General features: G+C 73.2%; 16 protein-coding genes and 4 pseudogenes. 7 read left to right on the top strand and 13 right to left on the bottom strand.

All coding sequences use genetic code 11. The features are described from left to right. From GQS09_RS17740 to GQS09_RS17730, 5 genes and pseudogenes are all read right to left on the bottom strand, one after another. The coding region (locus GQS09_RS17740) for a DUF885 family protein (protein WP_165987364.1) at window positions 1-459 on the bottom strand (459 nt) is incomplete at its 3' end. After that, window positions 456-998: pseudogene (locus GQS09_RS29640) on the bottom strand (DUF885 domain-containing protein); the annotation flags it as partial. The pseudogene GQS09_RS29640 and the gene GQS09_RS17740, both read right to left, overlap by 4 nt. Further along, entirely contained in the window at window positions 923-1,408 is a 486-nt protein-coding gene (locus GQS09_RS30715; RefSeq protein ID WP_313896195.1) for a DUF885 family protein, read from the bottom strand. The gene GQS09_RS30715 and the pseudogene GQS09_RS29640, both read right to left, overlap by 76 nt. A gap of 226 nt (window positions 1,409-1,634) precedes the next feature. Then, a pseudogene (locus tag GQS09_RS29630) lies at window positions 1,635-2,663 on the bottom strand (DUF885 family protein); the annotation flags it as partial. Between the two features lie 190 nt (window positions 2,664-2,853). After that, a complete protein-coding gene (locus GQS09_RS17730; RefSeq protein WP_165987361.1) occupies window positions 2,854-3,513 on the bottom strand; it encodes a helix-turn-helix domain-containing protein in 660 nt (219 codons plus the stop codon). A gap of 153 nt (window positions 3,514-3,666) precedes the next feature. Between GQS09_RS17730 and GQS09_RS17725 the strand changes: the two genes are divergently transcribed. After that, on the top strand, window positions 3,667-4,062 hold the full coding sequence (locus GQS09_RS17725) for a VOC family protein (RefSeq protein WP_165987358.1): 396 nt from the start codon (window positions 3,667-3,669) through the stop codon (window positions 4,060-4,062). A 139-nt stretch (window positions 4,063-4,201) separates the two neighbouring features. On the opposite strand, the gene GQS09_RS17720 is transcribed toward GQS09_RS17725, so the two are convergent. Continuing rightward, entirely contained in the window at window positions 4,202-5,011 is an 810-nt protein-coding gene (locus GQS09_RS17720; protein WP_165987354.1) for a VOC family protein, read from the bottom strand. A 151-nt stretch (window positions 5,012-5,162) separates the two neighbouring features. After that, window positions 5,163-6,209 carry a helix-turn-helix domain-containing protein gene (locus tag GQS09_RS17715; RefSeq protein WP_313896194.1) on the bottom strand — a complete coding sequence of 349 codons (1,047 nt, stop codon included), beginning with the start codon at window positions 6,207-6,209 and terminating at the stop codon, window positions 5,163-5,165. Window positions 6,210-6,348: 139 nt separating this feature from the next. Here GQS09_RS17715 and GQS09_RS17710 point away from each other — a divergent pair, with 139 nt between their 5' ends. Together GQS09_RS17710 and GQS09_RS17705 are read left to right on the top strand one after the other, a co-directional pair. Further along, window positions 6,349-6,825 carry an effector-associated constant component EACC1 gene (locus tag GQS09_RS17710; RefSeq protein ID WP_207957966.1) on the top strand — a complete coding sequence of 159 codons (477 nt, stop codon included), beginning with the start codon at window positions 6,349-6,351 and terminating at the stop codon, window positions 6,823-6,825. Then, window positions 6,813-7,310, top strand: a complete 498-nt coding sequence (locus GQS09_RS17705) for an SPFH domain-containing protein (RefSeq protein WP_165987347.1) — start codon at window positions 6,813-6,815, stop codon at window positions 7,308-7,310. Before GQS09_RS17710 ends, GQS09_RS17705 begins: the two co-directional genes overlap by 13 nt. Window positions 7,311-7,337: 27 nt before the next feature. Here GQS09_RS17705 and GQS09_RS17700 read toward each other — a convergent pair whose 3' ends face one another. Next, window positions 7,338-8,213: a class I SAM-dependent methyltransferase gene (locus tag GQS09_RS17700; protein WP_165987371.1), complete on the bottom strand. Its 876-nt coding sequence runs from the start codon at window positions 8,211-8,213 to the stop codon at window positions 7,338-7,340. Between the two features lie 257 nt (window positions 8,214-8,470). Here GQS09_RS17700 and GQS09_RS17695 point away from each other — a divergent pair, with 257 nt between their 5' ends. Next, entirely contained in the window at window positions 8,471-10,801 is a 2,331-nt protein-coding gene (locus tag GQS09_RS17695; RefSeq protein ID WP_165987345.1) for a cation-translocating P-type ATPase, read from the top strand. A gap of 73 nt (window positions 10,802-10,874) precedes the next feature. Here GQS09_RS17695 and GQS09_RS17690 read toward each other — a convergent pair whose 3' ends face one another. Both GQS09_RS17690 and aspS read right to left on the bottom strand, forming a co-directional pair. Continuing rightward, the gene (locus GQS09_RS17690; protein WP_165987343.1) at window positions 10,875-11,189 is read right to left on the bottom strand and encodes a 4a-hydroxytetrahydrobiopterin dehydratase; all 315 of its coding nucleotides are present in this window, start codon (window positions 11,187-11,189) and stop codon (window positions 10,875-10,877) included. A gap of 100 nt (window positions 11,190-11,289) precedes the next feature. Then, the gene (aspS, locus tag GQS09_RS17685; protein ID WP_165987341.1) at window positions 11,290-13,065 is read right to left on the bottom strand and encodes an aspartate--tRNA ligase; all 1,776 of its coding nucleotides are present in this window, start codon (window positions 13,063-13,065) and stop codon (window positions 11,290-11,292) included. A gap of 387 nt (window positions 13,066-13,452) precedes the next feature. Here aspS and GQS09_RS31010 point away from each other — a divergent pair. Further along, window positions 13,453-15,721 (top strand): annotated as a pseudogene (locus GQS09_RS31010) (SpoIIE family protein phosphatase). A gap of 29 nt (window positions 15,722-15,750) precedes the next feature. Here the strand turns inward: GQS09_RS31010 and GQS09_RS17675 are convergent. Then, window positions 15,751-16,722 (bottom strand): pirin family protein, encoded by a 972-nt coding sequence (locus GQS09_RS17675; protein WP_165987339.1) that lies wholly within the window; start codon window positions 16,720-16,722, stop codon window positions 15,751-15,753. Between the two features lie 207 nt (window positions 16,723-16,929). Further along, complete coding sequence (locus GQS09_RS17670) at window positions 16,930-17,490, bottom strand: SseB family protein (protein WP_165987337.1); 561 nt, start codon at window positions 17,488-17,490, stop codon at window positions 16,930-16,932. Between the two features lie 170 nt (window positions 17,491-17,660). On the opposite strand from GQS09_RS17670, the gene GQS09_RS17665 reads away from it, so the two are divergent. Next, complete coding sequence (locus GQS09_RS17665) at window positions 17,661-19,487, top strand: acyl-CoA dehydrogenase (RefSeq protein WP_165987335.1); 1,827 nt, start codon at window positions 17,661-17,663, stop codon at window positions 19,485-19,487. A gap of 118 nt (window positions 19,488-19,605) precedes the next feature. Here the strand turns inward: GQS09_RS17665 and GQS09_RS17660 are convergent, their stop codons facing one another. After that, entirely contained in the window at window positions 19,606-20,241 is a 636-nt protein-coding gene (locus GQS09_RS17660; RefSeq protein WP_165987333.1) for a hypothetical protein, read from the bottom strand. 222 nt (window positions 20,242-20,463) lie between these two features. On the opposite strand from GQS09_RS17660, the pseudogene GQS09_RS17655 reads away from it, so the two are divergent. Continuing rightward, window positions 20,464-21,638, top strand: a pseudogene (locus GQS09_RS17655) (LuxR family transcriptional regulator); the annotation flags it as partial.

Below are 21,638 nucleotides of genomic sequence, written 5' to 3'. Positions count from 1 at the left end.
GGCCCGGTAGCCGCGCAGCGCCTCGGGCACCCGGCGCAGCCGGGCGCCCAGCACGGCCCAGTCCCGCTCGGTCTCCGTGGGCATCACGGAGAACAGGTGGCGCACGATCTGCACCGGCGAGAACAGGATGTTGACGTCCCGCAGGTGGTCCCCGGCCGCGTGCCGGCGCAGGTCCGACTCCAGGCGTTCGCGCAGCAGCCGGGCGGCCCGCCGCTCCTCCGCCGCCTCCTGCCCGGCGGCGCGGCCGGCGGCGTCCGCGGCGTCGAGTTCGGCCAGGGCCGCACGCTGCGCCGCGGCGATGGCGTCGGCTCCGTCCGGGGACCAGTCCGGCAGCCGGTCGTCGCCCGGCCGGTTGCCCTGCAGCGCGGCGACGGCCGGGTCCAGGTCCGACATGGTCTCCAGATAGCGGTCCGCGATCCGGCGCGGACGGCCCTCCTCGTCTTCCGCCGGGCCGTTCACCGCAGCTCCGCCAGTTCGCCGGCCAGATCGCCCAGGCCCAGGGAGCCCAGCGAGAGCGCGGCCATGTGCCAGGACTTGAGGTCGAAGCGCTCGCCCCGCTCGGCGGCGGACCGGCGGGCCGTCTCCCGCCCGGCCAGCCAGGCGCGTTCGCCCAGCTTGTAGCTGATCGCCTGCCCCGGCACGCCCAGGTAACGGACGATCTCCGAGTGGTTGAACGCCTCGGACATGCCGCTGTGCGCGTTGAGGAACTCCTCGGCCAGCTCCGGGGTCCACACCTCGCCCGGGTGGAACTCCTCGCCCGCCGGGATGCGCAGTTCCAGGTGCATGCCGATGTCGATGACGACCCGGATGGCGCGCAGGATCTGGTTCTCCAGGTAGCCCATCCGGTGTGCCGGGTCGGTGAGCAGGCCCAGTTCGTCGGCGAGCCGCTCGGCGTAGAGCGCCCAGCCCTCGGTGGTGGCGCTCACCTGTCCCAGGCTGATCTGGAAGGCGGACAGCCGGTCGGCGACGTAACGCCACTGGGCGAGCTGGAGATGATGGCCGGGTACCCCCTCGTGGTACCAGATGGAGACGAGCGGCCAGGTGGGGAACCGGGTCTCGCCCAGGGNCGCTCGGCGTAGAGCGCCCAGCCCTCGGTGGTGGCGCTCACCTGTCCCAGGCTGATCTGGAAGGCGGACAGCCGGTCGGCGACGTAACGCCACTGGGCGAGCTGGAGATGATGGCCGGGTACCCCCTCGTGGTACCAGATGGAGACGAGCGGCCAGGTGGGGAACCGGGTCTCGCCCAGGGTGGGCAGCCAGGTGCGGCCGGGCCGGGAGAAGTCCATGGACGGCGGGGTGTAGTGCGGCGCCGCGGCGGCACCCGGCGGCGCGATCATCGATTCCACGGTGCGCAGCGGCCCGGCGATGTCGAAGTGGGTGCCGTCCAGTTCCTCGATGGCGCGGTCCATGAAGTCCTGCAGCCAGCGGCGGATGTTCTCCTCGCCCTCCACCGCCTCGCCGTGCCGGTNCACCCGGCGGCGCGATCATCGATTCCACGGTGCGCAGCGGCCCGGCGATGTCGAAGTGGGTGCCGTCCAGTTCCTCGATGGCGCGGTCCATGAAGTCCTGCAGCCAGCGGCGGATGTTCTCCTCGCCCTCCACCGCCTCGCCGTGCCGGTTGAGGTGGTCCATGGCGGCGTGCGGCGTGGCGCCGGGCAGGATCTTGTCGGCGACGGCGGTCATCTCGGCGTGCAGCCGCCGGTATTCCTCCCAGCCGTAGGCGTATGCCTCCTCGGGGTCCAGGTCCAGGCCGGTCCACTGGCGGGCGCCGCGCAGGTAGCGCTCCCGGCCGACCGGGTCGGGGGTGCCCTCGACCGCGGGCAGATACGTTCCGGCCAGGTAGTCGCGCAGCTCGGCGAGCCCGGCCGCGGCGGTGTCGGCGGCCGTGTCCAGCTCGGTGCGCAGCGCCTCCGGGCCGGGCTCGGTGAACCGGTGGTGCCAGCGGCCGTCCAGCATGTCGGTCAGCTGTTCCGCCACGATGGCGGCCTGGCGGGGTGCGGCCCGCAGCCCGCGGGCCAGCCCGGCGTCCNCGGCCGCGGCGGTGTCGGCGGCCGTGTCCAGCTCGGTGCGCAGCGCCTCCGGGCCGGGCTCGGTGAACCGGTGGTGCCAGCGGCCGTCCAGCATGTCGGTCAGCTGTTCCGCCACGATGGCGGCCTGGCGGGGTGCGGCCCGCAGCCCGCGGGCCAGCCCGGCGTCCAGGGAGGCCCGGTAGCCGCGCAGCGCCTCGGGCACCCGGTGCAGCCGCCGGGCCACCACGGCCCAGTCCTCCAGCCCGGCCCTGGGCATGGCCAGCAGCATGGTGCGGAGCTGCTGGATGGGGGACATCAGATTGCTCACCTGGCGCAGGCCGTCACCGGCGGTGTGCCGGTCCAGTTCGGCGGACAGCCGCTCGTGCAGCAGCCGGGCCGCACGGCATTCGCCGTGGTCGGTCAGGGCTGCCTGCGAGTCCAGGGCCTGGACCCGGGTCAGGGTGGCACGGGCGGCGTCCGCCAGGGCCTGCTGGCCGTCCGGCGAGAAGTCGGGGACGAGGTCGCTGCCGGGGCGGGTGCCCAGCATCTCCGCGACGAACGGATTGAGTTCGGTGACGGTCTCGACATGGCGGTCGGCAAGGGCGCGCGGGGTGTCCGCGGGCGCGGCGGGGGCGTTGTGAGGTCCCTGAGGCATTACGTCATCTTGGCCGAGAAGCGGGCGCAGCGGAACCCGCTTTCCCGCTGCCCGGGCGCAAACGCCGTGGTAGACCCCGGTGCCGGAACGGTTCCCCGCCGCCCGGGGGACCCCGGGCGGCGGGGGATGCGGAACGCGGCACGCGGGCCTCGGAACGCGGGCCTCGGAACGCGGGGCTCGGAACGCAGCCTCAGAACGCGGGCTCGGGGAGGGTGAAGCAGTTCAGGAAGCGCTCCACCGCGGCGCGGTCACCGCTCACCGTCAGCTCACCGGCCGCCTCGGCGTCGGCCACCGGCCGGCCGCCGTAGACCAGCGAGGCCAGGGTCTTCGGCCCGCCGTCCAGCACCGCGTGCGGGCCCTCCGCCCGCCCCGGTATGACCTCGAACTCCCCGCCCGCCACGGTGGCCCGGAAGCGGTGCTCGCCGATCCGGAGTTCCAGCAGCAGGTCGGCGCCCGCGGCGCGCCCCGGGTCGAAGTTGGTGCGCAGCGACAGGACGAAGGTGGAGATGCTGAGGTGGGCGTCCCGGCGGTGGGCGGGGGACCGGGCGCCCCACCGGCCGATCAGCCGGATCACCGGCTCCAGCTCCAGCCCCCAGGGGGTGAGTTCGTAGACCTGGGCACGGGAGGGCGGGGGCAGCTTCTCCTTGCGCAGCACCCCGTGCCGTTCCAGTTCGGAGAGCCGGGTGGCCAGCACATTGGTGCTGATGCCCGGCAGGTCTTCCTTGAGATCGCTGTAGCGCTTGGGCCCCAGGAGCAGTTCCCGGACCACCAGCAGGGCCCAGCGCTCCCCCACCAGATCCAGGGCGTGGGCCGCTCCGCACGCGTCCTGGTAGCTGCGATTGGTCGCCATGTCACCATCCTACGGTCGTCGCTGCGAACATCGCACCATGTACTTGCTTTTCAAAAGTATCTGATGCAATGATACAAGTACAGCCACCGGCGCGAGGCCCGGGCCCTCCGGCCCGCCCGCGCATGCACAACGAACGGAAGCAAGGAGCCCGTCATGCGGATGATCTTCGTGAACCTGCCGGTCAAGGACCTGGACCGGGCGAACGCCTTCTACAAGGGCCTCGGGTTCTCCTTCAACCCGCAGTTCTCGGACGACAAGGCCACCTGTGTGGTGATCGACGACAACATCTTCGTGATGCTGCTGAAGGAGGAGTTCTTCCAGACCTTCATCAACGGCGAGATCAGCGACGCCACCACGACCACCGAGGTGCTCAACGCGCTCTCCGCGAACAGCCGCGAGGAGGTGGACGAGCTGGTGGCCAAGGCCCTGGCCTCCGGCGGCAAGGAGTGGAAGCCGGTGCACGAGGACGGCCCGATGTACGGCGGAAGCTTCCAGGACCCGGACGGCCACGTCTGGGAAGTGCTGCACATGGACATGTCCCAGTCCTGAGCAACGNCTGGGAAGTGCTGCACATGGACATGTCCCAGTCCTGAGCAACGCCCGGGCCCGCGTGCCGCGGCGCCGCACGGTGCGGCGCCGCGGCACGCGGGCCCGGGTCGTGGGACTGCGGTCCGCGGACTGCGACGGACTAGACGGGCGGTGGCGGGATCTCGCTGGTGATCACGGCGAAGTTGGCTCCGAACCGGTCGGTGCACAGCGCGATCCTGCCGATGCCCTCATGGCTGGTCGGCTCCATGTGCAGCCGGCCGCCCCGGGCGAGCACCGCCGCCGCGATCACATCGCAGTCCGGCACCTCGAAGTACGGCTGCCAGTAGGGGCCGCCGTCCTTGGACAGATGCTCGGCGGACAGCTGCATGATCCCGCCCAGGCTGCGCTCCGGCCCGCCGTCCGCCGTGGCCACCACGGTGTAGTTCTCACTGCCCGCGCCGGAGAGCCGGACATCCTCCTCGCGCCAGCCGAAGACGTGCCGGTAGAACTTCTTCGCCCCGGGACCGTCCGTGGTGTACAGCTCGGTCCAGCACAGCGAGCCCTCCTTGGTCACCGCGCCCAGGCCCTTCAGGCCGGCCGGCTGCCAGACCGCGAAAAGCGCCCCCGCCGGATCGTTGAACCACGCCATCCGGCCGTACGGGGAGACGTCCCTCGGCTCCCGCGCCACCCGGCCACCGGCCGCCGCCACCGCCCGGGCCGTGGCGTCCGCGTCCCGGGTGGTGAAGTAGAGCAGCCAGCCGGAGCGCGACTCACCGGCGGGCAGCGGCGCCAGCCCGGCGGCGACCTGGCCGTCCAGGGTCAGAAAGCCGTACCCTTCCCCGGACTCCCGGCCCAGCGGCTCGAACTCCCAGCCGAACAGATCGCCGTAGAACTGTGCGGCGGCCCGGATGTCCGGCGTCCCCAGCTCCACCCAGCAGGCGGACCCCGGAACGTAGTCGGTGGTGAGCATGGCGCGTCCCTTCGGTCCTTCCTCCTCGCGACTCCACGTGGCCTTCCCCGCCACGCCGGGCCTGCCCTTTCAGCCTGACACCGGCCGGTCACCCTCGCCTGTCGACACACGCACCCCGGCCACACCCTCCGGCCACACCTTCCGGCCGCGGCTACGCGGGGCGCGGCGCGGCGGTCCCGGTGCCGCGGAAGGTGGCGCGGTAGGCGGAGGGGGAGACGCCCAGCGCGGCGTGCAGATGCTGCCGCAGCGACGCCGCGGTGCCGAAGCCCGACTGCTCCGCCACCCGGTCCACCGGCAGATCGGTCTCCTCCAGCAGATGCCGGGCGCGCTCCAGCCGCTGCTGGAGCAGCCACTGCAACGGTGACACCCCGGTCTCCTCCCGGAACCGGCGGGTGAAGGTGCGCACGCTCATGGCCTCCCGGGCGGCCAGCTCGCGCAGCGTCAGCGGCCGCTCCAGCCGCTCCAGGGCCCAGGCCCGGGCCCCGCCCGTGCCGGCGGTGCCGGGCTCCGGCACCGGGCGGCGGATGTACTGCGCCTGGCCGCCCTCCCGGTGCGGCGGCACCACGGTGCGGCGCGCCACCGACCCGGCCACGCCCGCACCGAAGTCGGAGCGGATCATGTGCAGGCACAGATCGATGCCGGAGGCCACCCCGGCCGAGGTCAGCACTCCGTCCTCATCCGTGTACAGCACGTCCGGATCCAGCCGCACCCGGGGATACAGCGCCCGGAATGCCTCGGCCTCGGCCCAGTGGGTGGTGGCCCGGCGGCCGTCCAGCAGCCCGGCCGCGGCCAGGACGAACGCGCCGGTGCAGATGGAGGCGATCCGGGCGCCGGGGCGGATGCGGGCGAAGGCAGCCGCCAGCTCCGGGCCGAGTTCGCCGGTGGTCACCGGCGGGTCGGGCTCGTGGGCGGCCGGAATCACCACGGTGTCGGCCTCGGCCAGTGCCTCGGTGCCGTGCCGCACGTCGACGGTGAAGTCCGCGTCCGTGCGCACCGGCCCGGGCTGCAGTGCACACGTCACCACCTCGTAGAGGAACTCTCCCTGCGGTCCGGCGCCGTTGCCGCCCGGCTGCGGGGCGCGGGCGCGGCCGAACAGCCGGTGCACGATGCCCAGCTCGATCGGCAGCAGCCCGTGCCGCACCAGCACGGCCACCCGGTGCCTGCCCCCGCCCTGCCCGGCGGTTCCGAAGACGCTCACGGCCCGATTCTCCCAGACGTCTGGTTCCGGCCAGACGCCGTGGCGGGAAAATCGGCCATTTCTGCGCGAACCGGTGCCGCGGCGCCCAACGGCCGCCATACTGTGGCTACTTCGGCTGCTCGTCACCGTGGGGGCCCAGATGCACGAAGATCCGGCGGACACCGCACCGACGATCGCACCGGCTGCCGGGCCGATGACGGTACGCCTGGCCGTCACGCCCGATCCGGACCTCGGCCTCGGCGCCGAGGACACCGAGCGGCTGATCCGCCGGCTCCGCGCCGAGCTGGCCGGGCCGGACGTGGAGTCGGTGCGGGCCGAGCCCGCCGGGCCGCCTCCGGGCTCCGCGCCGGGCGGTCCGGCCGCCCCGGGTTCCGTCGTCGTGGCGCTGGGCACGGGCGGCGGGGTCTTCGCCACCCTGGTCGACAGGGCGCGGGTCTGGCTGGGCCGGCAGGCCGCGGAGCACCGCATCTCGCTGAGCATCGACGGCGACACCATCGAGCTGGAGCGGGCCTGCGAGGAGGAGCGCCGCGCGCTGACCGCCGCCCACGCCCGCCGCGCCGAGGGCGGTGCCGACGCCGGCACGGACGGGGAGCGGGACGGTCCGTGTCCGTGCTGATCGTGGTGGTGGCACTGGCGGTGATCGGCGCCCTGCTGGGGGTGCGCGCGGTGCGGCCGGTGCCGGACGGCCATGTGGAGATCGTGGAACGGCTCGGCCGGTACCGGTGCACGCTCCGGCCGGGGCTGCACCTGGTCGTCCCCTTCCTGGACACCGTGCGCGCCCGGGTGCCGCTGGCCCCGCAGCGGACGGAGCTGCCGCCGCGGGCGCTGACCGCCCGCGACGGGCGGGAGATCCGGATCGGCGCCGAGGTGCACTACCGGGTCACCGATCCGCGGGCCGCCGTGTACCGGATCACCAGCCCCGAACAGGGCGTCGAGCAGCTCGTCCGCACCATGCTGCGCCATCTCGCCGGCGACATGGACGCCGCCGAGATGCAACGGCACCGGGCCGGGATCGGCACCACGCTGCGCGAGGAACTGGCCGGTCCGGCCTCCGGGTGGGGCCTGGACATCGAGCGCGTGGAGCCCGTGCTCCCGGGCTGAGCCCTCCCCCGCGCACCCGGCCCGGACTCACCCGGTCCGCTGTTCCGTCGCGGGTTCCGTCGCGGGTTCCGTCGCGGCCGGCCCGGCCCCGGCGTCCGGCCGCGGCAGGGAGACCCGGATCTTGGACTGGCCGTGCGGCAGCTCCTCCCAGTCCTCCATCAGGCGGGCGTCGAGCCCGTGCCGGGCGGCCAGGGCGGTCAGCGTCTCCGTCCGGTAGTAGAAGTCCTCCCGCAGCACCTGGTGCTCGGCGCCCTCGGTGCGGTCGAAGGTGAAGTCGAAGAAGCCGTCCGGCCGCAGCACCCGCCCGACGTGGGCCAGGCATTCGTCGATGACCTCGATCGGGGAGTGCGAGAACACACTGTGCGCGTGCACCACGTCGAAGTAGCCGTCCGGCAGGAACTCCAGCCGGAGGTCCCGGGTGAGGGTGAGATGGGGCAGCTTCTCCTGGAGCCCGTACCTCGCCACCGTCTCCTTGGCGTGGATCAGGATGTCCGGGGAGATGTCGATGCCGTAGTAGTTCCCCGGATCCAGGTACTCGATGAAGCGCCAGCCGGCGCGCAGATTGCCGCAGCCGATGTCCAGCATCCGGTGCTCCGGCTTCAGCCCGTGCCGTTCCCTGAGATAGCGGAACTGCATCTCGCCGAGCGCCAGCCACCGCTCGTGGCTGCGGCTGCCGACCGCGCCCTCCGGGCTGCGCGCGGCGTCCGAGGCCATCACCGCCCGGTAGTAGGAGACGTGGTCCCGGTGCCTGGCCCGCAGCCACAGGTCGCGTCCGGCCCGCCGCAGATACGGGGCCACCCGGCCGGGGTGGCGCAGCGCATAGCGGATCTTGTGGGCCAGGCTGGCACGGTTGCGGGCGTGCCGGTTCTGCTTCGGGTTCCGGACGGACGCGGCGGGCGGCATGGCAGCTTCCCCTCTCACGGACTGACGGTACGGACACCGGGACGAACGAGCGGACAGCCGGAGGGACACTTACGGATGGACAGGGGCAGCATGCGGCAAAACGCCCCGCCCCGCCAGGGGGCGCGCGCCCGCCGCGGCATCCCCTGCCCCGTGAGCCCCTTGCATGCCCATAGCCCGGAGGGGTATACAAGGACACGACAGAGATACCCCGGTGGGGTATCACCACCGGACGATGGACAGGAACGAGGCACCCGGCGATGACCACCACCACGCCCCCGGCCGCCGACCCCGCGGCCACCCCGGCGGCAGCCCAGGTCGAACTGGCGATCGGCGGCATGACCTGCGCCTCCTGCGCCGCCCGCGTGGAGAAGAAGCTCAACCGCATGGAGGGCGTCAGCGCCACCGTCAACTTCGCCACCGAGAAGGCCAGGGTGTCCTACGGCCCGGGGACCACCGTGGAGGACCTGATCGCCACCGTGGAGGCCACCGGCTACACCGCCGAGCCCCCGCCGCCCCCGCCGCCCGCGGCCGGGGAGACCGCACCCGGCACCGCTCCCCCCGGCGAGACCGCCCCCGGCGGGGAGACCGACCCGGAGGCCGCATCCCTCCGCCTGCTCCGCCACCGCATGCTGGTGACCTGGGCGCTGGCCATACCCGTCATCGCCCTGTCCATGGTCCCCGCCTGGCAGTTCGACAACTGGCAGTGGCTGTCGCTGACCCTGGCCGCACCGGCCGTGATCTGGGGCGGCTGGTCCTTCCACCGGGCCGCCTTCACCAACGCCCGGCACGGCGCCGCCACCATGGACACCCTGATCTCCATGGGCACGAGCGCCGCCCTGCTCTGGTCGCTGTGGGCGCTGTTCTTCGGCCACGCGGGCATGCCCGGCATGACCCACGAGTTCGAGCTGACCATCCAGCGCGGCGACGGCAGCTCCGCCGTCTACCTGGAAGTGGCCGCGGGAGTCATCGCCTTCCTGCTCACCGGCCGGTACCTGGAACACCGCTCCAAGCGCAAGGCGGGCGCGGCGCTGCGCGCCCTGCTGGAACTCGGCGCCAAGGACGTCACCGTCCTGCGGGACGGCCGGGAGGTCCGCATCCCGGCCGGCCGGCTCGCGGTCGGCGACCACTTCCTGGTCCGGCCCGGCGAGAAGATCGCCACCGACGGCACGGTGATCGAGGGCAGCTCGGCCGTGGACGCCTCCATGCTCACCGGCGAGTCCGTGCCGGTCGACGTCACCGCCGGGGACACGGTCACCGGCGCCACCGTCAACACCTCCGGCCGGCTGGTGGTCGCCGCCACCCGGGTCGGCGCCGACACCCAGCTCGCCCGGATGGCCAGGCTGGTGGAGGACGCCCAGAACGGCAAGGCCGCCGTGCAGCGCCTCGCCGACCGCATCTCCGCGGTCTTCGTCCCGGTCGTCATCCTGATCGCGCTGGCCACCCTCGGCGTCTGGCTGGCCACCGGCTCCACCCTGGCCTCCGCCTTCACCGCGGCCGTGGCCGTGCTGATCATCGCCTGCCCGTGCGCCCTGGGCCTGGCCACCCCGACCGCGCTGATGGTCGGCACCGGGCGCGGCGCCCAGCTCGGCATCCTGATCAAGGGCCCGGAGGTCCTCGAATCGACCCGCCGGATCGACACCATCGTGCTCGACAAGACCGGCACGGTCACCACCGGCACGATGACCCTGCTCGCCGTCCACCCCACCGGGGACGTCTCCGAGGAGGAGGCCCTGCGGCTGGCCGGCGCCCTGGAGAACGCCTCCGAGCACCCCATCGCCCGCGCCATCGCCGGCGCCGCGGCCGACCGGACCGCCGGGCCGCTGCCCGTCCCGGAGGACTTCACCAGCATCCCCGGCAAGGGCGTCACCGGCGTCGTCGACGGCCACGCCGTGCTGGCCGGCCGCACCGCCCTCCTCACCGACTGGTCCCTCACCCTGCCGCCGGACCTCGCCGAGGCCAAGGCCGCGGCCGAGGCCCGGGGCCGCACCGCCATCGCCGTCGCCTGGGACGGCGAGGCCCGCGCGGTCCTGGAGGTCGCCGACGCCGTCAAGCCCACCAGCCCCGAGGCCATCGCCCGCTTCCGCGAGCTGGGCCTCACCCCGGTCCTCCTCACCGGCGACAACGAGGCCGTGGCCCGTGCCGTGGCCGCCGAGACCGGCATCGACGCCGGGCACGTCATCGCCGAGGTCCTGCCCGAGGACAAGGCGGCCGTCGTCGCCCGCCTCCAGGCCGAGGGCCGCACGGTCGCCATGGCCGGCGACGGCGTCAACGACGCCGCCGCGCTGGCCACCGCCGACCTCGGCCTGGCCATGGGCACCGGCACCGACGCCGCCATCGAGGCCGGCGACCTGACCCTGGTCCGCGGCGATCTGCGGGCCGCCGCCGACGCGATCCGGCTCTCCCGCTCCACGCTGCGCACCATCAAGACCAACCTGTTCTGGGCCTTCGCCTACAACACCGCCGCCATCCCGCTGGCCGCCCTCGGCCTGCTCAACCCGATGCTGGCCGGCGCGGCCATGGCCTTCTCCTCCGTCTCCGTCGTCGCCAACTCCCTCCGCCTCCGCCGCTTCCGCCCCCTCACCGGCTGAGCGGCCGGCCGCTCACCGCTCCGCCATGATCCGGGACGCCTGAGCTCCCCGGCCGGCATGCCGGCCGGGGAGCTCAGGCGGGAGCCAGGCGGGCGCCGTGCTGGTCGGCGAGGGCGGTGATGCGGGTGGCGAGGTCGATGTCGCGGGCGGTGATGGCACCGCCCGCGTCATGGGTGTTCATGCCGAAGGAGACGGTGGCGTAGAGGATGGTGATCCGGGCGTGGTGGTCGGCGGCGTCCTCGGTCTCGGCCACCGCCGCGCAGAAGCCGGGCACGCGCGAACGGTCCGCCTTGAACACGGCGGACAGCTCCCCCTCCCGCACCGTCCACCCCGGCAGCGCCTTCAGCGCCTCCTGCAGTTCGCTCTCGGTCAGCGGTGTCGCCGGCAAGGGAAGCCCTCCTTCGTCGTCCGTGCTTCCGGACTTCCCATCTTGGCCCCGCTCACCCCCGCCGCCCCGCCGGCACACGCCCGCGGGGCGGCCATGCCGGTCACCTGACCGGGGGCCTGCGGAGGGAGAGGTGGAGTTCCTTCAGGCGGGCCTCGTCGACCTCGCTGGGCGCGCCCATCAGCAGGTCCTGGGCGTTGCCGTTGAGCGGGAAGGCGATGGTCTCCCGGATGTTGGGCTCGTCCGCCAGCAGCATCACGATGCGGTCCACGCCCGGGGCGATGCCGCCGTGCGGCGGGGCGCCGAAGGAGAAGGCCCGCAGCATGCCGCCGAACTCGCGCTCCACCTGCTCACGGGTGTAGCCCGCGATGGCGAAGGCCTCGTACATGATCTCCGGCTCGTGGTTCCGGATGGCGCCGGAGGACAGCTCGACGCCGTTGCACACGATGTCGTACTGCCAGGCGAGGACGTCCAGCGGGTCCTGGGTGCGCAGCGCCTCCAGGCCGCCCTGCGGCATGGAGAACGGATTGTGCGAGAACTCGATCTGCCCGGTGTCCTCGTTCTTCTCGAACATCGGGAAGTCCACGATCCAGCAGAACCGGAAGACGTTCTCCTCGAACTGACCGGTCCGGCGCGCGGCCTCCACCCGCACCGCTCCCATGATCTTCGAGACCTCGTCGAACTCGCCGGCGCCGAAGAAGACCGCGTGCCCGGGGCCCGCGTCCAGCGCGGTGAGCAGCGCCTTGGTGTCGGCCTCGGTGAGGAACTTGGCGATCGGGCCGGTCAGCGCGCCGTTCTCGCCGACCCGCAGCCAGGCCAGGCCCTTGGCGCCCTGCGCCACCGCGAAGTCGCCGAGCTGGTCGAAGAACCTGCGCGGCTGGTCCTGGGTGTCCGGCACGGCCAGGGCACGCACATGCCGGCCCGCGAACGCCTTGAAGCCGGACTCGGCGAAGACGTGCGTGACGTCCACCAGCTCCAGGGTGGTGCGCAGGTCCGGCTTGTCGGTGCCGTACCTGGTCATCGCCTCCCGGAAGGGGATGCGCGGGAACGGCGAGGTGACGTGGCGCCCGCCCCCGAACTCCTCGAACAGCTCGGTCATCACCTTCTCGATGACCCGGAAGACGTCCTCCTGCTCGACGAAGCTCATCTCCACGTCGAGCTGGTAGAACTCGCCGGGCGAGCGGTCGGCGCGGGCGTCCTCGTCGCGGAAGCAGGGGGCGATCTGGAAGTAGCGGTCGAAGCCCGCGATCATCAGCAGCTGCTTGAACTGCTGCGGCGCCTGCGGCAGGGCGTAGAACCGGCCCGGGTGCAGCCGGGAGGGGACCAGGAAGTCCCGCGCGCCCTCGGGCGAGGTCGCGGACAGGATCGGGGTGGCCAGCTCGTTGAAGCCGAGCGCCGTCATCTTCTGGCGGATGGCGGAGATGACCGCCGAGCGCAGCATGATGTTGCGGTGCATCCGCTCCCGGCGCAGGTCCAGGAAGCGGTACTCCAGCCGCATCTCCTCGTTGACGCCGTCCTCGGTGTTGACCTGGAACGGGATCTGCTCGGAGGCGCCCAGTACCTCCACCTCGGCGACCTCGATCTCGATCTCGCCGGTGGCCAGCTCCGGGTTGACGTTCTCCGCGCCGCGGGCGACGACCCTGCCGTCCACCCGGATCACGGTCTCCTTGGCGAGGGAGGCGAGCTGTGCGTCGATCCGGTCGCTCTCCGGGGTTCCGGGGCGCACCACGAGCTGCACGATGCCGTAGTGGTCCCGCAGGTCGAGGAAGAGGATGCCGCCGAGGTTCCGGCGATTGTGCAGCCAGCCGGACACGCGGACGTCCGTGCCGATGTCCGCCGGACGCAGCTCACCGCAGGTGTGGGACCGGTACCGATGCATCACTCAATCCAAGGGGTCGTGGTGGGGGCGGCCAGACGTCCCACTCCGAGCGAGAACATGTCACTCACGCGTGAGACGAGTACGGCCCACCAGCCTACCGTCCGGCCGTGCGGGGCCGCCCGTCGCCGGTGGCCGCCGGCGGGCGCCCGCCGGCGGCCACGGCCCCGTCACCACGCCGCTCCCGGGAGGGCCGCGCTCGGTCGCCGGGTGGGTGGATTTGTGCATAAAGTTGAACAAATGCGCACCGAGGATGTGCTGGCCGCCTCAGAGNGTCGCCGGTGGCCGCCGGCGGGCGCCCGCCGGCGGCCACGGCCCCGTCACCACGCCGCTCCCGGGAGGGCCGCGCTCGGTCGCCGGGTGGGTGGATTTGTGCATAAAGTTGAACAAATGCGCACCGAGGATGTGCTGGCCGCCTCAGAGACGGGGCTGTGGCGGTGGGACCAGGCCACGGGCACGGCGACCTTGGACGCCATCGCCGCCCGTCTCATGGGCCTGCCGCCCCGCTTCGCCACCATCAGCGAGTCCGAGATCCGCGCCCGGATCCATGTCGAGGACTTCATCGAGCTGCAGCGCCTGGGCACGCTCGCCCTGGCGGAACGCCGGGTGATCGAGGGCCGGCTGCGCATCCTGGACGCCGACGGACGGGTGCTGCGCTGGCTGCGCACCCGTATCCGGGTGGTCGGCGAGGGCCCCCACGTCGTCATGGCCGGCGTGATCATGCAGATGCTGGAGGGGATGCCGGAGGAGGAGGCGGCCGATGCCGCCTCCGGGCACCCCGACCTGTCCCGCCCGGCCGGCGACTGGCGGCTGTCCCGCGAGGCGTTCCTGCTGGACGCCGGGCGGGCGCTGGCCGAGGCCCGCACCACCGGGGAGGTGCTGCGGGTGGTCAGCAGCCTGGCGCTGCCCGGCTTCACCCCCGACGGCATGGTGGTCTTCGGCATCAGCGGCGACGAGCTGATCGTGCTCGGCCACCACGGCTACCCGCTGCAGACGGGCGCCGAGCTCAGCAGCGTGTCCGGTTTCGACGGCATCCGGCTCTCCAGCGACTATCCGGCCGCCGAGGCCATCCGCACCGGCCGGGCGGTGTATCTGCCGTCCCCGGCCGAATACGAGCGCCGCTATCCGCAGGCATGGCCGCCGGTGGCCGCCTTCCAGCGCGCGGCCTGGGCGTATCTGCCGCTCATCGCCGGCGGGCGCACCATCGGCACCTGGATGGTCGCCTTCCCCCAGCCGGTGGCCTTCACCCCGGACGAGCGCTCGGTGCTCACCACGGTCGCCCGGATGCTGGCCCAGGCGCTGGCCCGCACCCATGTCTTCGAGTCGGAGCGGGCGCTGGCCACCGACCTCCAGCAGACCATGGCCCCGACCGTCACCCCGGACATCCCGGGGCTGCGGGTGGCCGGCCGCTACGTCCCCACCGGCGGGGGCCTGCAGATCGGCGGCGACTGGTACGACGTGATCCCGCTGCCCTCGGACCGGGTGGCGCTGGTGATCGGCGATGTGCAGGGGCACGACGTGCGGGCCGCCGCGCTGATGGCACAGCTCCGCATCGCGCTGCGCGCCTACGCCGCCGANCCCCACCGGCGGGGGCCTGCAGATCGGCGGCGACTGGTACGACGTGATCCCGCTGCCCTCGGACCGGGTGGCGCTGGTGATCGGCGATGTGCAGGGGCACGACGTGCGGGCCGCCGCGCTGATGGCACAGCTCCGCATCGCGCTGCGCGCCTACGCCGCCGAGGGCCACCGCCCGGACGCGGTACTGGCCCGGGCCTCCCGCTTCCTGGCCGGGGTGGAGGACGACGAGGGCGACAGCAGGTTCGCCACCTGCCTGTATCTGGAGGTGGACACCCGCACCGGCAGCCTGGAGGTGGCCCGCGCCGGGCATCCGGACGTGGGGGTGCGGCTGGCCGACGGCACCTCGGTGCAGCGCCCCACCGAGGGCGGCCCGCCGCTGGGCATCGACCCGGACTGGGCGTATCCCACCACCCGGCTGGTGCTGCAGCCGGACGAGACACTGCTGATGTGCACCGACGGGCTGCTGGAGACCGGCGGCCACGACCTGGAGACCGGCTGGGCACGGCTGCGCCGGGTGCTGGAGCAGCAGCCCGGCGAGGATCTGGAGAAGCTGGCCGACGCGCTGATCGACGCGGTGTACGGGCCGCCCTCGCACCGCACCGTGGGCCCGCACACCGACCGCCGGGAGGACGACATCGCGCTGCTGCTGCTGCGCCGCCCGGACCGCGGGCGGGTGCCGCGGCGGACCGTGCTGTCGGTGGCGCAGGCCGAGCCGGCCCGCGTCGCCGACGCCCGGCACCAGCTCGCGGACATGCTGCACGACTGGGCGAGCCGGGAGCAGCTGGACGGCGCGGTGCTGATGCTGTCGGAGCTGCTGACCAATGTGCTGGTGCACACGGACAGCGACGCGCTGCTGGTCACCGAGGTGACCGGGCAGCCGGGGGAGCGGCTGCTGCGGGTCGCGGTCACCGATACCAGCGACGAGATGCCGCACCGGCGGCAGCCGGGTGAGCTGGCCTCCTCCGGGCGCGGGCTGCTGCTGATGGAGGTGCTGGCGGACGCCTGGGGCGTCGACCCCCGCGGCGAGGGCAAGACGATCTGGTTCGAGCTGCAGGAGCGCCCGGAGCGCCTGGACGACTGACCGGCCGGCCGGCCGCCCCGCCCCGGGCCTCAGTCGTCGTGGCCGCCGTGGCGCTGGGCGGGGACGCGGCCGAGCCGTCCGGCCTTGAAGTCCTCGAACGCCTGGACGAGCTCGGCGTGGCTGTTCATCACGAACGGCCCGTAGTGGGCCATGGGCTCCCGGAGGGGCCGCCCGCCGAGCAGCAGGATCTCCAGGCTGGGGGTGTGCGAGTCCTGGGCGGAGGCGGCCCGGACGGTGACGCTGTCGCCCTCGCCGAAGACCACCGTCTGGCCCAGCCGCACCGGCCGCTGCCCGGTTCCGGCCGTGCCGCGCCCGGCCAGCACATAGGCCAGCGCGTTGAAGTCGGGCCGCCACGGCAGGGTGACCTCGGCTCCGGGACTGACGGTGGCGTGCACCAGGGTGATCGGCGTGTGGGTGATGCCGGGCCCGCGGTGGCCGTCCAGCTCGCCGGCGATCAGCCGCAGCAGCGCGCCGCCGTCCGGGGTGGTGAGCAGCCGGACGTGCCCGCCGCCGATGTCCTGGTAGCGGGGGGCGGTCATCTTGTCCCCGGCGGGCAGGTTCACCCAGAGCTGGATGCCGTGGAACAGCCCGCCGGACATCACCAGGGCCTCCGGCGGGGCCTCGATGTGCAGCAGCCCGGAGCCGGCCGTCATCCACTGGGTGTCGCCGTCGTTGATGACCCCGCCGCCGCCCTCGGAGTCCTGGTGGACGAAGGTGCCGTCGATCAGGTAGGTGACCGTCTCGAACCCCCGGTGCGGGTGCCACGGGGTGCCCTTCGGCTCGCCCGGGGCGTAATCCACCTCCCCCATCTGGTCCATCATGATGAACGGGTCGAGGTGGCGGTAGTTGATGCCGGCGAAGGCGCGGCGGACCGGGAAGCCCTCGCCCTCGACGCCGCTGGGGGCGGTGGACACGGCCAGCACCGGCCGGGCGGCGGCGGGCACCGCCGGGGCAGCCACCCGGGGCAGGGTGAGCGGGTTGTCGACGGTGACGGCGGGCATGCGGACCTCCTGGGCTGCGGTCACCTCACAGTAGTTGAACGCTGAACAGCGAGCCAGGGCGTCTCATTCCGCGTCCCGCCGCACGGCCCCGGGGCATGCCCGCGCACCGCGGCACGCCGTGGGAGCGCCCGCGCACACCGGCGGCGCGCGGGCGGCGGCACCGGCCGCGGGCCGGACGGGGCAGGGCGGGGGGCCGGGCCGGGCGGGTCAGCCGTAGACGCGGCGCATGGCGTAGTCGACCATGTCGAGCACCGCCTTGGCGTCCAGCACCAGCCGGTGCTCGCCCTCCATGTCGAGGACGAAGCCGTAGCCGTCGGGCAGCAGGTCCAGCACCTCGCCGCCGGTCACGGTGAAGAACTTCGATTCCCGCCCGGCATAGCGCCGCAGCTCCTTCAGCGAGGTGAACAGCGGGATGACCGGTTCCTGGGTGGTCTGCACGGCCAGAAAGCCGGGCGTCTCGCCACGCGGGCAGTAGATCTTGGCATTCCAGAAGATGTCCTGGAATTCCTCGGTGAGCATCGCGCCGCTGACGTAGGCGCGCAGGGCGTCCGCCAGGGAGGGCGGCGCGGGCGGCGCGGCGGCTGCCGGACCGGATGCCGCGGCCTGGGCCTGCGGCTGCTGCGGCTGCGCATAGCCCTGCTGGGTCTGCGCGCCGTAGCCCTGCTGCTGGCCGTACCCGCCGGCGCCGGGCTGCTGCGTGCCGTAACCATGCTGGGTGTGCTGCTGCCCGTGCTGGTTGCCGTAGCCGGTCTGGTCGTAGCCGTACATGCCGCAAAGCGTACTGACTCACACTTGGACCGGATCCACTTGCGCCTTGTTACCCGCCGGTAGCATGATGGCTGTTACCAAGGGGTATCCCTGCATCATCTGCATGGGCGGCCCACCGCCGCACCGCCACCGCCAGCCAGCTTTGCCGCAGACACAAACGGAGTCGTCGCATGGGGCACTACAAGTCGAATCTCCGGGACATCGAGTTCAACCTCTTCGAGGTCCTCGGCCGCGACCAGGTGTACGGCACCGGGCCGTTCGCGGAGATGGACGCCGAGACCGCCAGGAACGTGCTCGGCGAGATCGCCCGGCTGGCCGAGAACGAGCTGGCCGCGTCCTACGCCGAGGCCGACCGCAACCCGCCGGTCTTCGACCCGAAGACCGGCACCGCCCCGCTCCCCGAGGCGTTCAAGAAGAGCTACCGGGCCTACATGGACGCCGAGTGGTGGCGGCTGGGCATCGCCGAGGAGCTGGGCGGCACCACCGCGCCGCGCTCCCTGCTCTGGGCCTTCGCCGAGACCGTCCTCGGCTCGAACCCGGCGATCTGGATGTACGCCTGCGGCCCGGCCTTCGCCTCCGTGCTGCACGAGGAGGGCACCGAGGAGCAGCACCGGATCGCCCGGCTGATGGTGGACAAGGAGTGGGGCGCCACCATGGTGCTCACCGAGCCGGACGCCGGCTCGGACGTGGGCGCCGGCCGCACCAAGGCGGTCAAGCAGGAGGACGGCACCTGGCACATCTCCGGCGTGAAGCGGTTCATCACCTCGGGTGAGCACGACCTCTCCGACAACATCATCCACTTCGTGCTCGCCCGCCCCGAGGGACACGGGCCGGGCACCAAGGGCCTGTCGCTGTTCATCGTCCCCAAGTTCGACTTCGACTGGGAGACCGGCAAGCTGGGCGAGCGCAACGGCGTCTACGCCACCAACGTCGAGCACAAGATGGGCCTGAAGGTCTCCAACACCTGTGAGCTGACCTTCGGCGCCGACCGGCCGGCCAAGGGCTGGCTGCTCGGCGAGAAGCACGACGGCATCCGCCAGATGTTCAAGATCATCGAGTTCGCGCGGATGATGGTCGGCACCAAGGCCATCGCCACCCTCTCCACCGGCTACCTCAACGCCCTGGAGTACGCCAAGGAGCGGGTGCAGGGCCCGGACCTGACCCGGTCCGCGGACAAGAACGCCCCCCGCGTCACCATCACCCACCACCCGGACGTGCGGCGCTCGCTGATGACCCAGAAGGCGTACGCCGAGGGCATGCGCTCGCTGGTGCTCTACACCGCCGCGGTGCAGGACGAGGTGCTGGCCAAGAAGGCCGCCGGCGAGGACGCCACCGCCGCCGAGGCCATGAACGACCTGCTGCTGCCGATCGTCAAGGGCTACGGCTCGGAGCGCTCCTACCAGCTCCTGGCCGAGTCGCTGCAGACCCTGGGCGGCTCCGGCTTCCTCCAGGAATACCCGATCGAGCAGTACATCCGCGACGCCAAGATCGACACCCTCTACGAGGGCACCACCGCCATCCAGGGCATGGACTTCTTCTTCCGGAAGATCGTCCGCAACCAGGGCGTGGCGCTGACCACCCTGGCCGAGGAGATCAAGAAGTTCCTCGCCGAGGCGCCCGGCGGGGAGGAGCTGGCCGACGCGCGGGACGCGCTGGCCGGTGCGGCAGCCGAGCTGGAGAGCTTCGTCGGCACCCTGCTGACCCAGCTCGCCGCCACCGAGAAGGACGTGAAGTCCCTCTACAAGGTGGGGCTGAACACCACCCGCTTCCTGCTGGCCGCCGGTGACGTGGTGGTCGGCTACCTGCTGCTGCGCGGCGCCGCGGTGGCCGCCGGGAAGCTGCCCGCCGCCCAGGGCAAGGACGCCGCCTTCTACGCCGGCAAGATCGCCGCCGCCCGGCATTTCGCCGGCGAGGTGCTGCCGGGCGTGGCGGTGGCCCGGGCGATCGCCGACCGCACCGACCTGTCGCTGATGGAGCTGGACGAAGCGGCCTTCTGAGCCGTCCGTCCGCCGGTTCCCCTCCCGCGGTCCTTCCCCCGCCGTCACCCCCCGTCCCCGCACCCGGAGCCTTCCCCCTCCGGGTGCGGGGACGGTGCCGTTCCGGCCTTCCGGCGGCTCAGTTGCCCCTGCCGTGCCCGTCCCGGCCGTGGTTGTCCCGGCCGCGGTCGTCCTGGTCCTTGCCGTGGTCGTTCTGGTCCTTGCCGTGGCCGTCCTGGTCCTTGCCGTGGCCGTCCTGGTGCTTCAGGTGGAAGACCAGCTTGGCGCCCTCCTGGCCCCGGTACTCGATCGCCTGCGCGGTCACGTGACCGCTGACGTGGCTGAACTCACCGGTGCCGCCGGTGACCGCGAAGTCCAGCCCCGAGGCAACGTGGTCCATGTTCCCGGCGCCCGAGGCCGTCAGCTCACCGCGGCCCTTCAGCCACAGCGTGCCGTCCAGCATGAACCGGCCCTCGGAGAAGAACTCGAACCGGGTCAGCGCCTTGCCGGTCTCCTTGCCGTGCGCGTAGGCGGTGTTCTCGATCAGCAGCACGTCTCCCGGCTCCGGCCCGGAGCCCGGATCGATGGTGCTGTGGACCACCTCGGTGTCGGCCACGATGACCTCGATCACCTCGTGGTGCTGCTTGCCCTGCCTGTCCGGGTCGGGCGCCGGTGCCGCCGAGGCCGGGGCCAGGAACCCGGTCATCAGCAGGGCGACGACCGCCGCCGCCGCCGTGACCAGGCGGCGCAGGGGCCGGGAGCTCAACAGATTCATTCGCCTTCCCTCCGATGGGAATGGTGTGGAATCGGACCAGAGCCCACTGTGCTGACGCCGTCGCTTCCCGCCCCCGGAACACGCCCGTGCCCACGGCCGTTCACCCGGCCGTTCACCCGGCCAGCGCGCCGTTCGGCCGACGGGCCGTCCCGGCGGCTCCGCCCCATGGCGCAATGCCTCCGCCGCCCTCCCCTTCTATGCTGAGGAGGGGAGGGCAGCCGTATGGGGGCAGACAGTGCGCGTCCCGGACCGCCGCCGGACGACACCGCGGCGGCGCTGGAGCGGGCCCGTGCCGCGGCGGCCCGGGAGGACCGGGCCGGCGCCTTCCGGCTGCTGCGCGCGCTGGACACCGGCACCCCGGAGCAGCGGGCCGTGCTCACCGCCGACGACCTGGACACCCTGGCCGAGGCGGCCTGGTGGACGGGCCGGATGGAGATCTCCCTGGATGCCCGGCGCCGCGCCCACTCCGGCTACGCCGCCCGGGGCGATCACCGCCGCGCCGGCTACACCGCCTGGATGCTGTTCTACGACTACCGCGACGCCGGCCGCCCGGCCGCGGCCGCCGGCTGGCTGAGCCGTGCCCGCCGGCACCTCCGGGGCCACGGGGAGTGCCCGGAGCAGTGCTATCTGGCGTGGGCGGACGCCGAGGAGGCGCAGGCCCGCGGCGACACCGAGGGCGCGCTCGGGGCGGCCCGCCGGATGCACCGCATCGCCCGGCGGTGCGGCGGCCCCGACCTGGTGGCCATGAGCCGGCAGGTGCACGCCGCGGTGCTGCTGACCGCGGGCCGCACCGCGGAGGGCATGGCCCTGCTGGACGAGGCCATGTGCGCGGTCACCGCGGACGAGCTGTCGTCCCTGTTCACCGGTTGGCTGTACTGCCTGTCGCTCAGCCAGTGCATGGCCGCCGCCGATCTGGCCCGGGCCGCGGAGTGGACCGAGGCGGCCATGGACTGGTGCACCGCGCTGTCCGGGGACAATCCGTTCCGCGGGCTGTGCCGGGTGCACCGGGTGGAGGTGCTGGAGCTGCTGGGCGACTGGCCGGCCGCCGAGGCCGAGGCCGAACGGGTCTGCCGGGAGGTGCACGCCCACGACACGGCCGTCGCGGGACAGGCCGCGTACGTGCGCGGCGAGATCCACCGCCGGCGCGGTGAGACGGCCGAGGCCGAGGCGGCCTATGCCCGGGCGCACGCCCTGGGCCACTCGCCGCAGCCGGGGCTGGCGCTGCTGCGCCTGGCCCAGGGCCGGGCGGAGACGGCCGCGGCGGCGCTGCGGCCCGCGCTGATGACCGGTGCCCCCGGAGCGCTTCCGCGGGCCCGGCTGCTGGCCGCCCGCACGGAGGTGTGCCTGGCGCTCGGCGACACCGCGGGCGCGGCGGAGTCCGTCGCCCTGCTGGAGGC

The organism is Streptomyces sp. YIM 98790 (assembly GCF_011421595.1).
In the GTDB taxonomy this organism is placed as follows: Bacteria; Actinomycetota; Actinomycetes; order Streptomycetales; family Streptomycetaceae; genus Streptomyces.
This window is presented reverse-complemented; position numbering and strand designations above follow the sequence as displayed.

Coding starts and splice junctions, on each gene's coding strand:
- GQS09_RS17730 (WP_165987361.1), bottom strand. CDS start 3,513: ATGGCGACCAATCGCAGCTACCAGGACGCGTGCGGAGCGGCCCACGCC.
- GQS09_RS17725 (WP_165987358.1), top strand. CDS start 3,667: ATGCGGATGATCTTCGTGAACCTGCCGGTCAAGGACCTGGACCGGGCG.
- GQS09_RS17720 (WP_165987354.1), bottom strand. CDS start 5,011: ATGCTCACCACCGACTACGTTCCGGGGTCCGCCTGCTGGGTGGAGCTG.
- GQS09_RS17710 (WP_207957966.1), top strand. CDS start 6,349: ATGCACGAAGATCCGGCGGACACCGCACCGACGATCGCACCGGCTGCC.
- GQS09_RS17700 (WP_165987371.1), bottom strand. CDS start 8,213: ATGCCGCCCGCCGCGTCCGTCCGGAACCCGAAGCAGAACCGGCACGCC.
- GQS09_RS17695 (WP_165987345.1), top strand. CDS start 8,471: ATGACCACCACCACGCCCCCGGCCGCCGACCCCGCGGCCACCCCGGCG.
- aspS (WP_165987341.1), bottom strand. CDS start 13,065: ATGCATCGGTACCGGTCCCACACCTGCGGTGAGCTGCGTCCGGCGGAC.
- GQS09_RS17675 (WP_165987339.1), bottom strand. CDS start 16,722: ATGCCCGCCGTCACCGTCGACAACCCGCTCACCCTGCCCCGGGTGGCT.
- GQS09_RS17670 (WP_165987337.1), bottom strand. CDS start 17,490: ATGTACGGCTACGACCAGACCGGCTACGGCAACCAGCACGGGCAGCAG.
- GQS09_RS17665 (WP_165987335.1), top strand. CDS start 17,661: ATGGGGCACTACAAGTCGAATCTCCGGGACATCGAGTTCAACCTCTTC.
- GQS09_RS17660 (WP_165987333.1), bottom strand. CDS start 20,241: ATGAATCTGTTGAGCTCCCGGCCCCTGCGCCGCCTGGTCACGGCGGCG.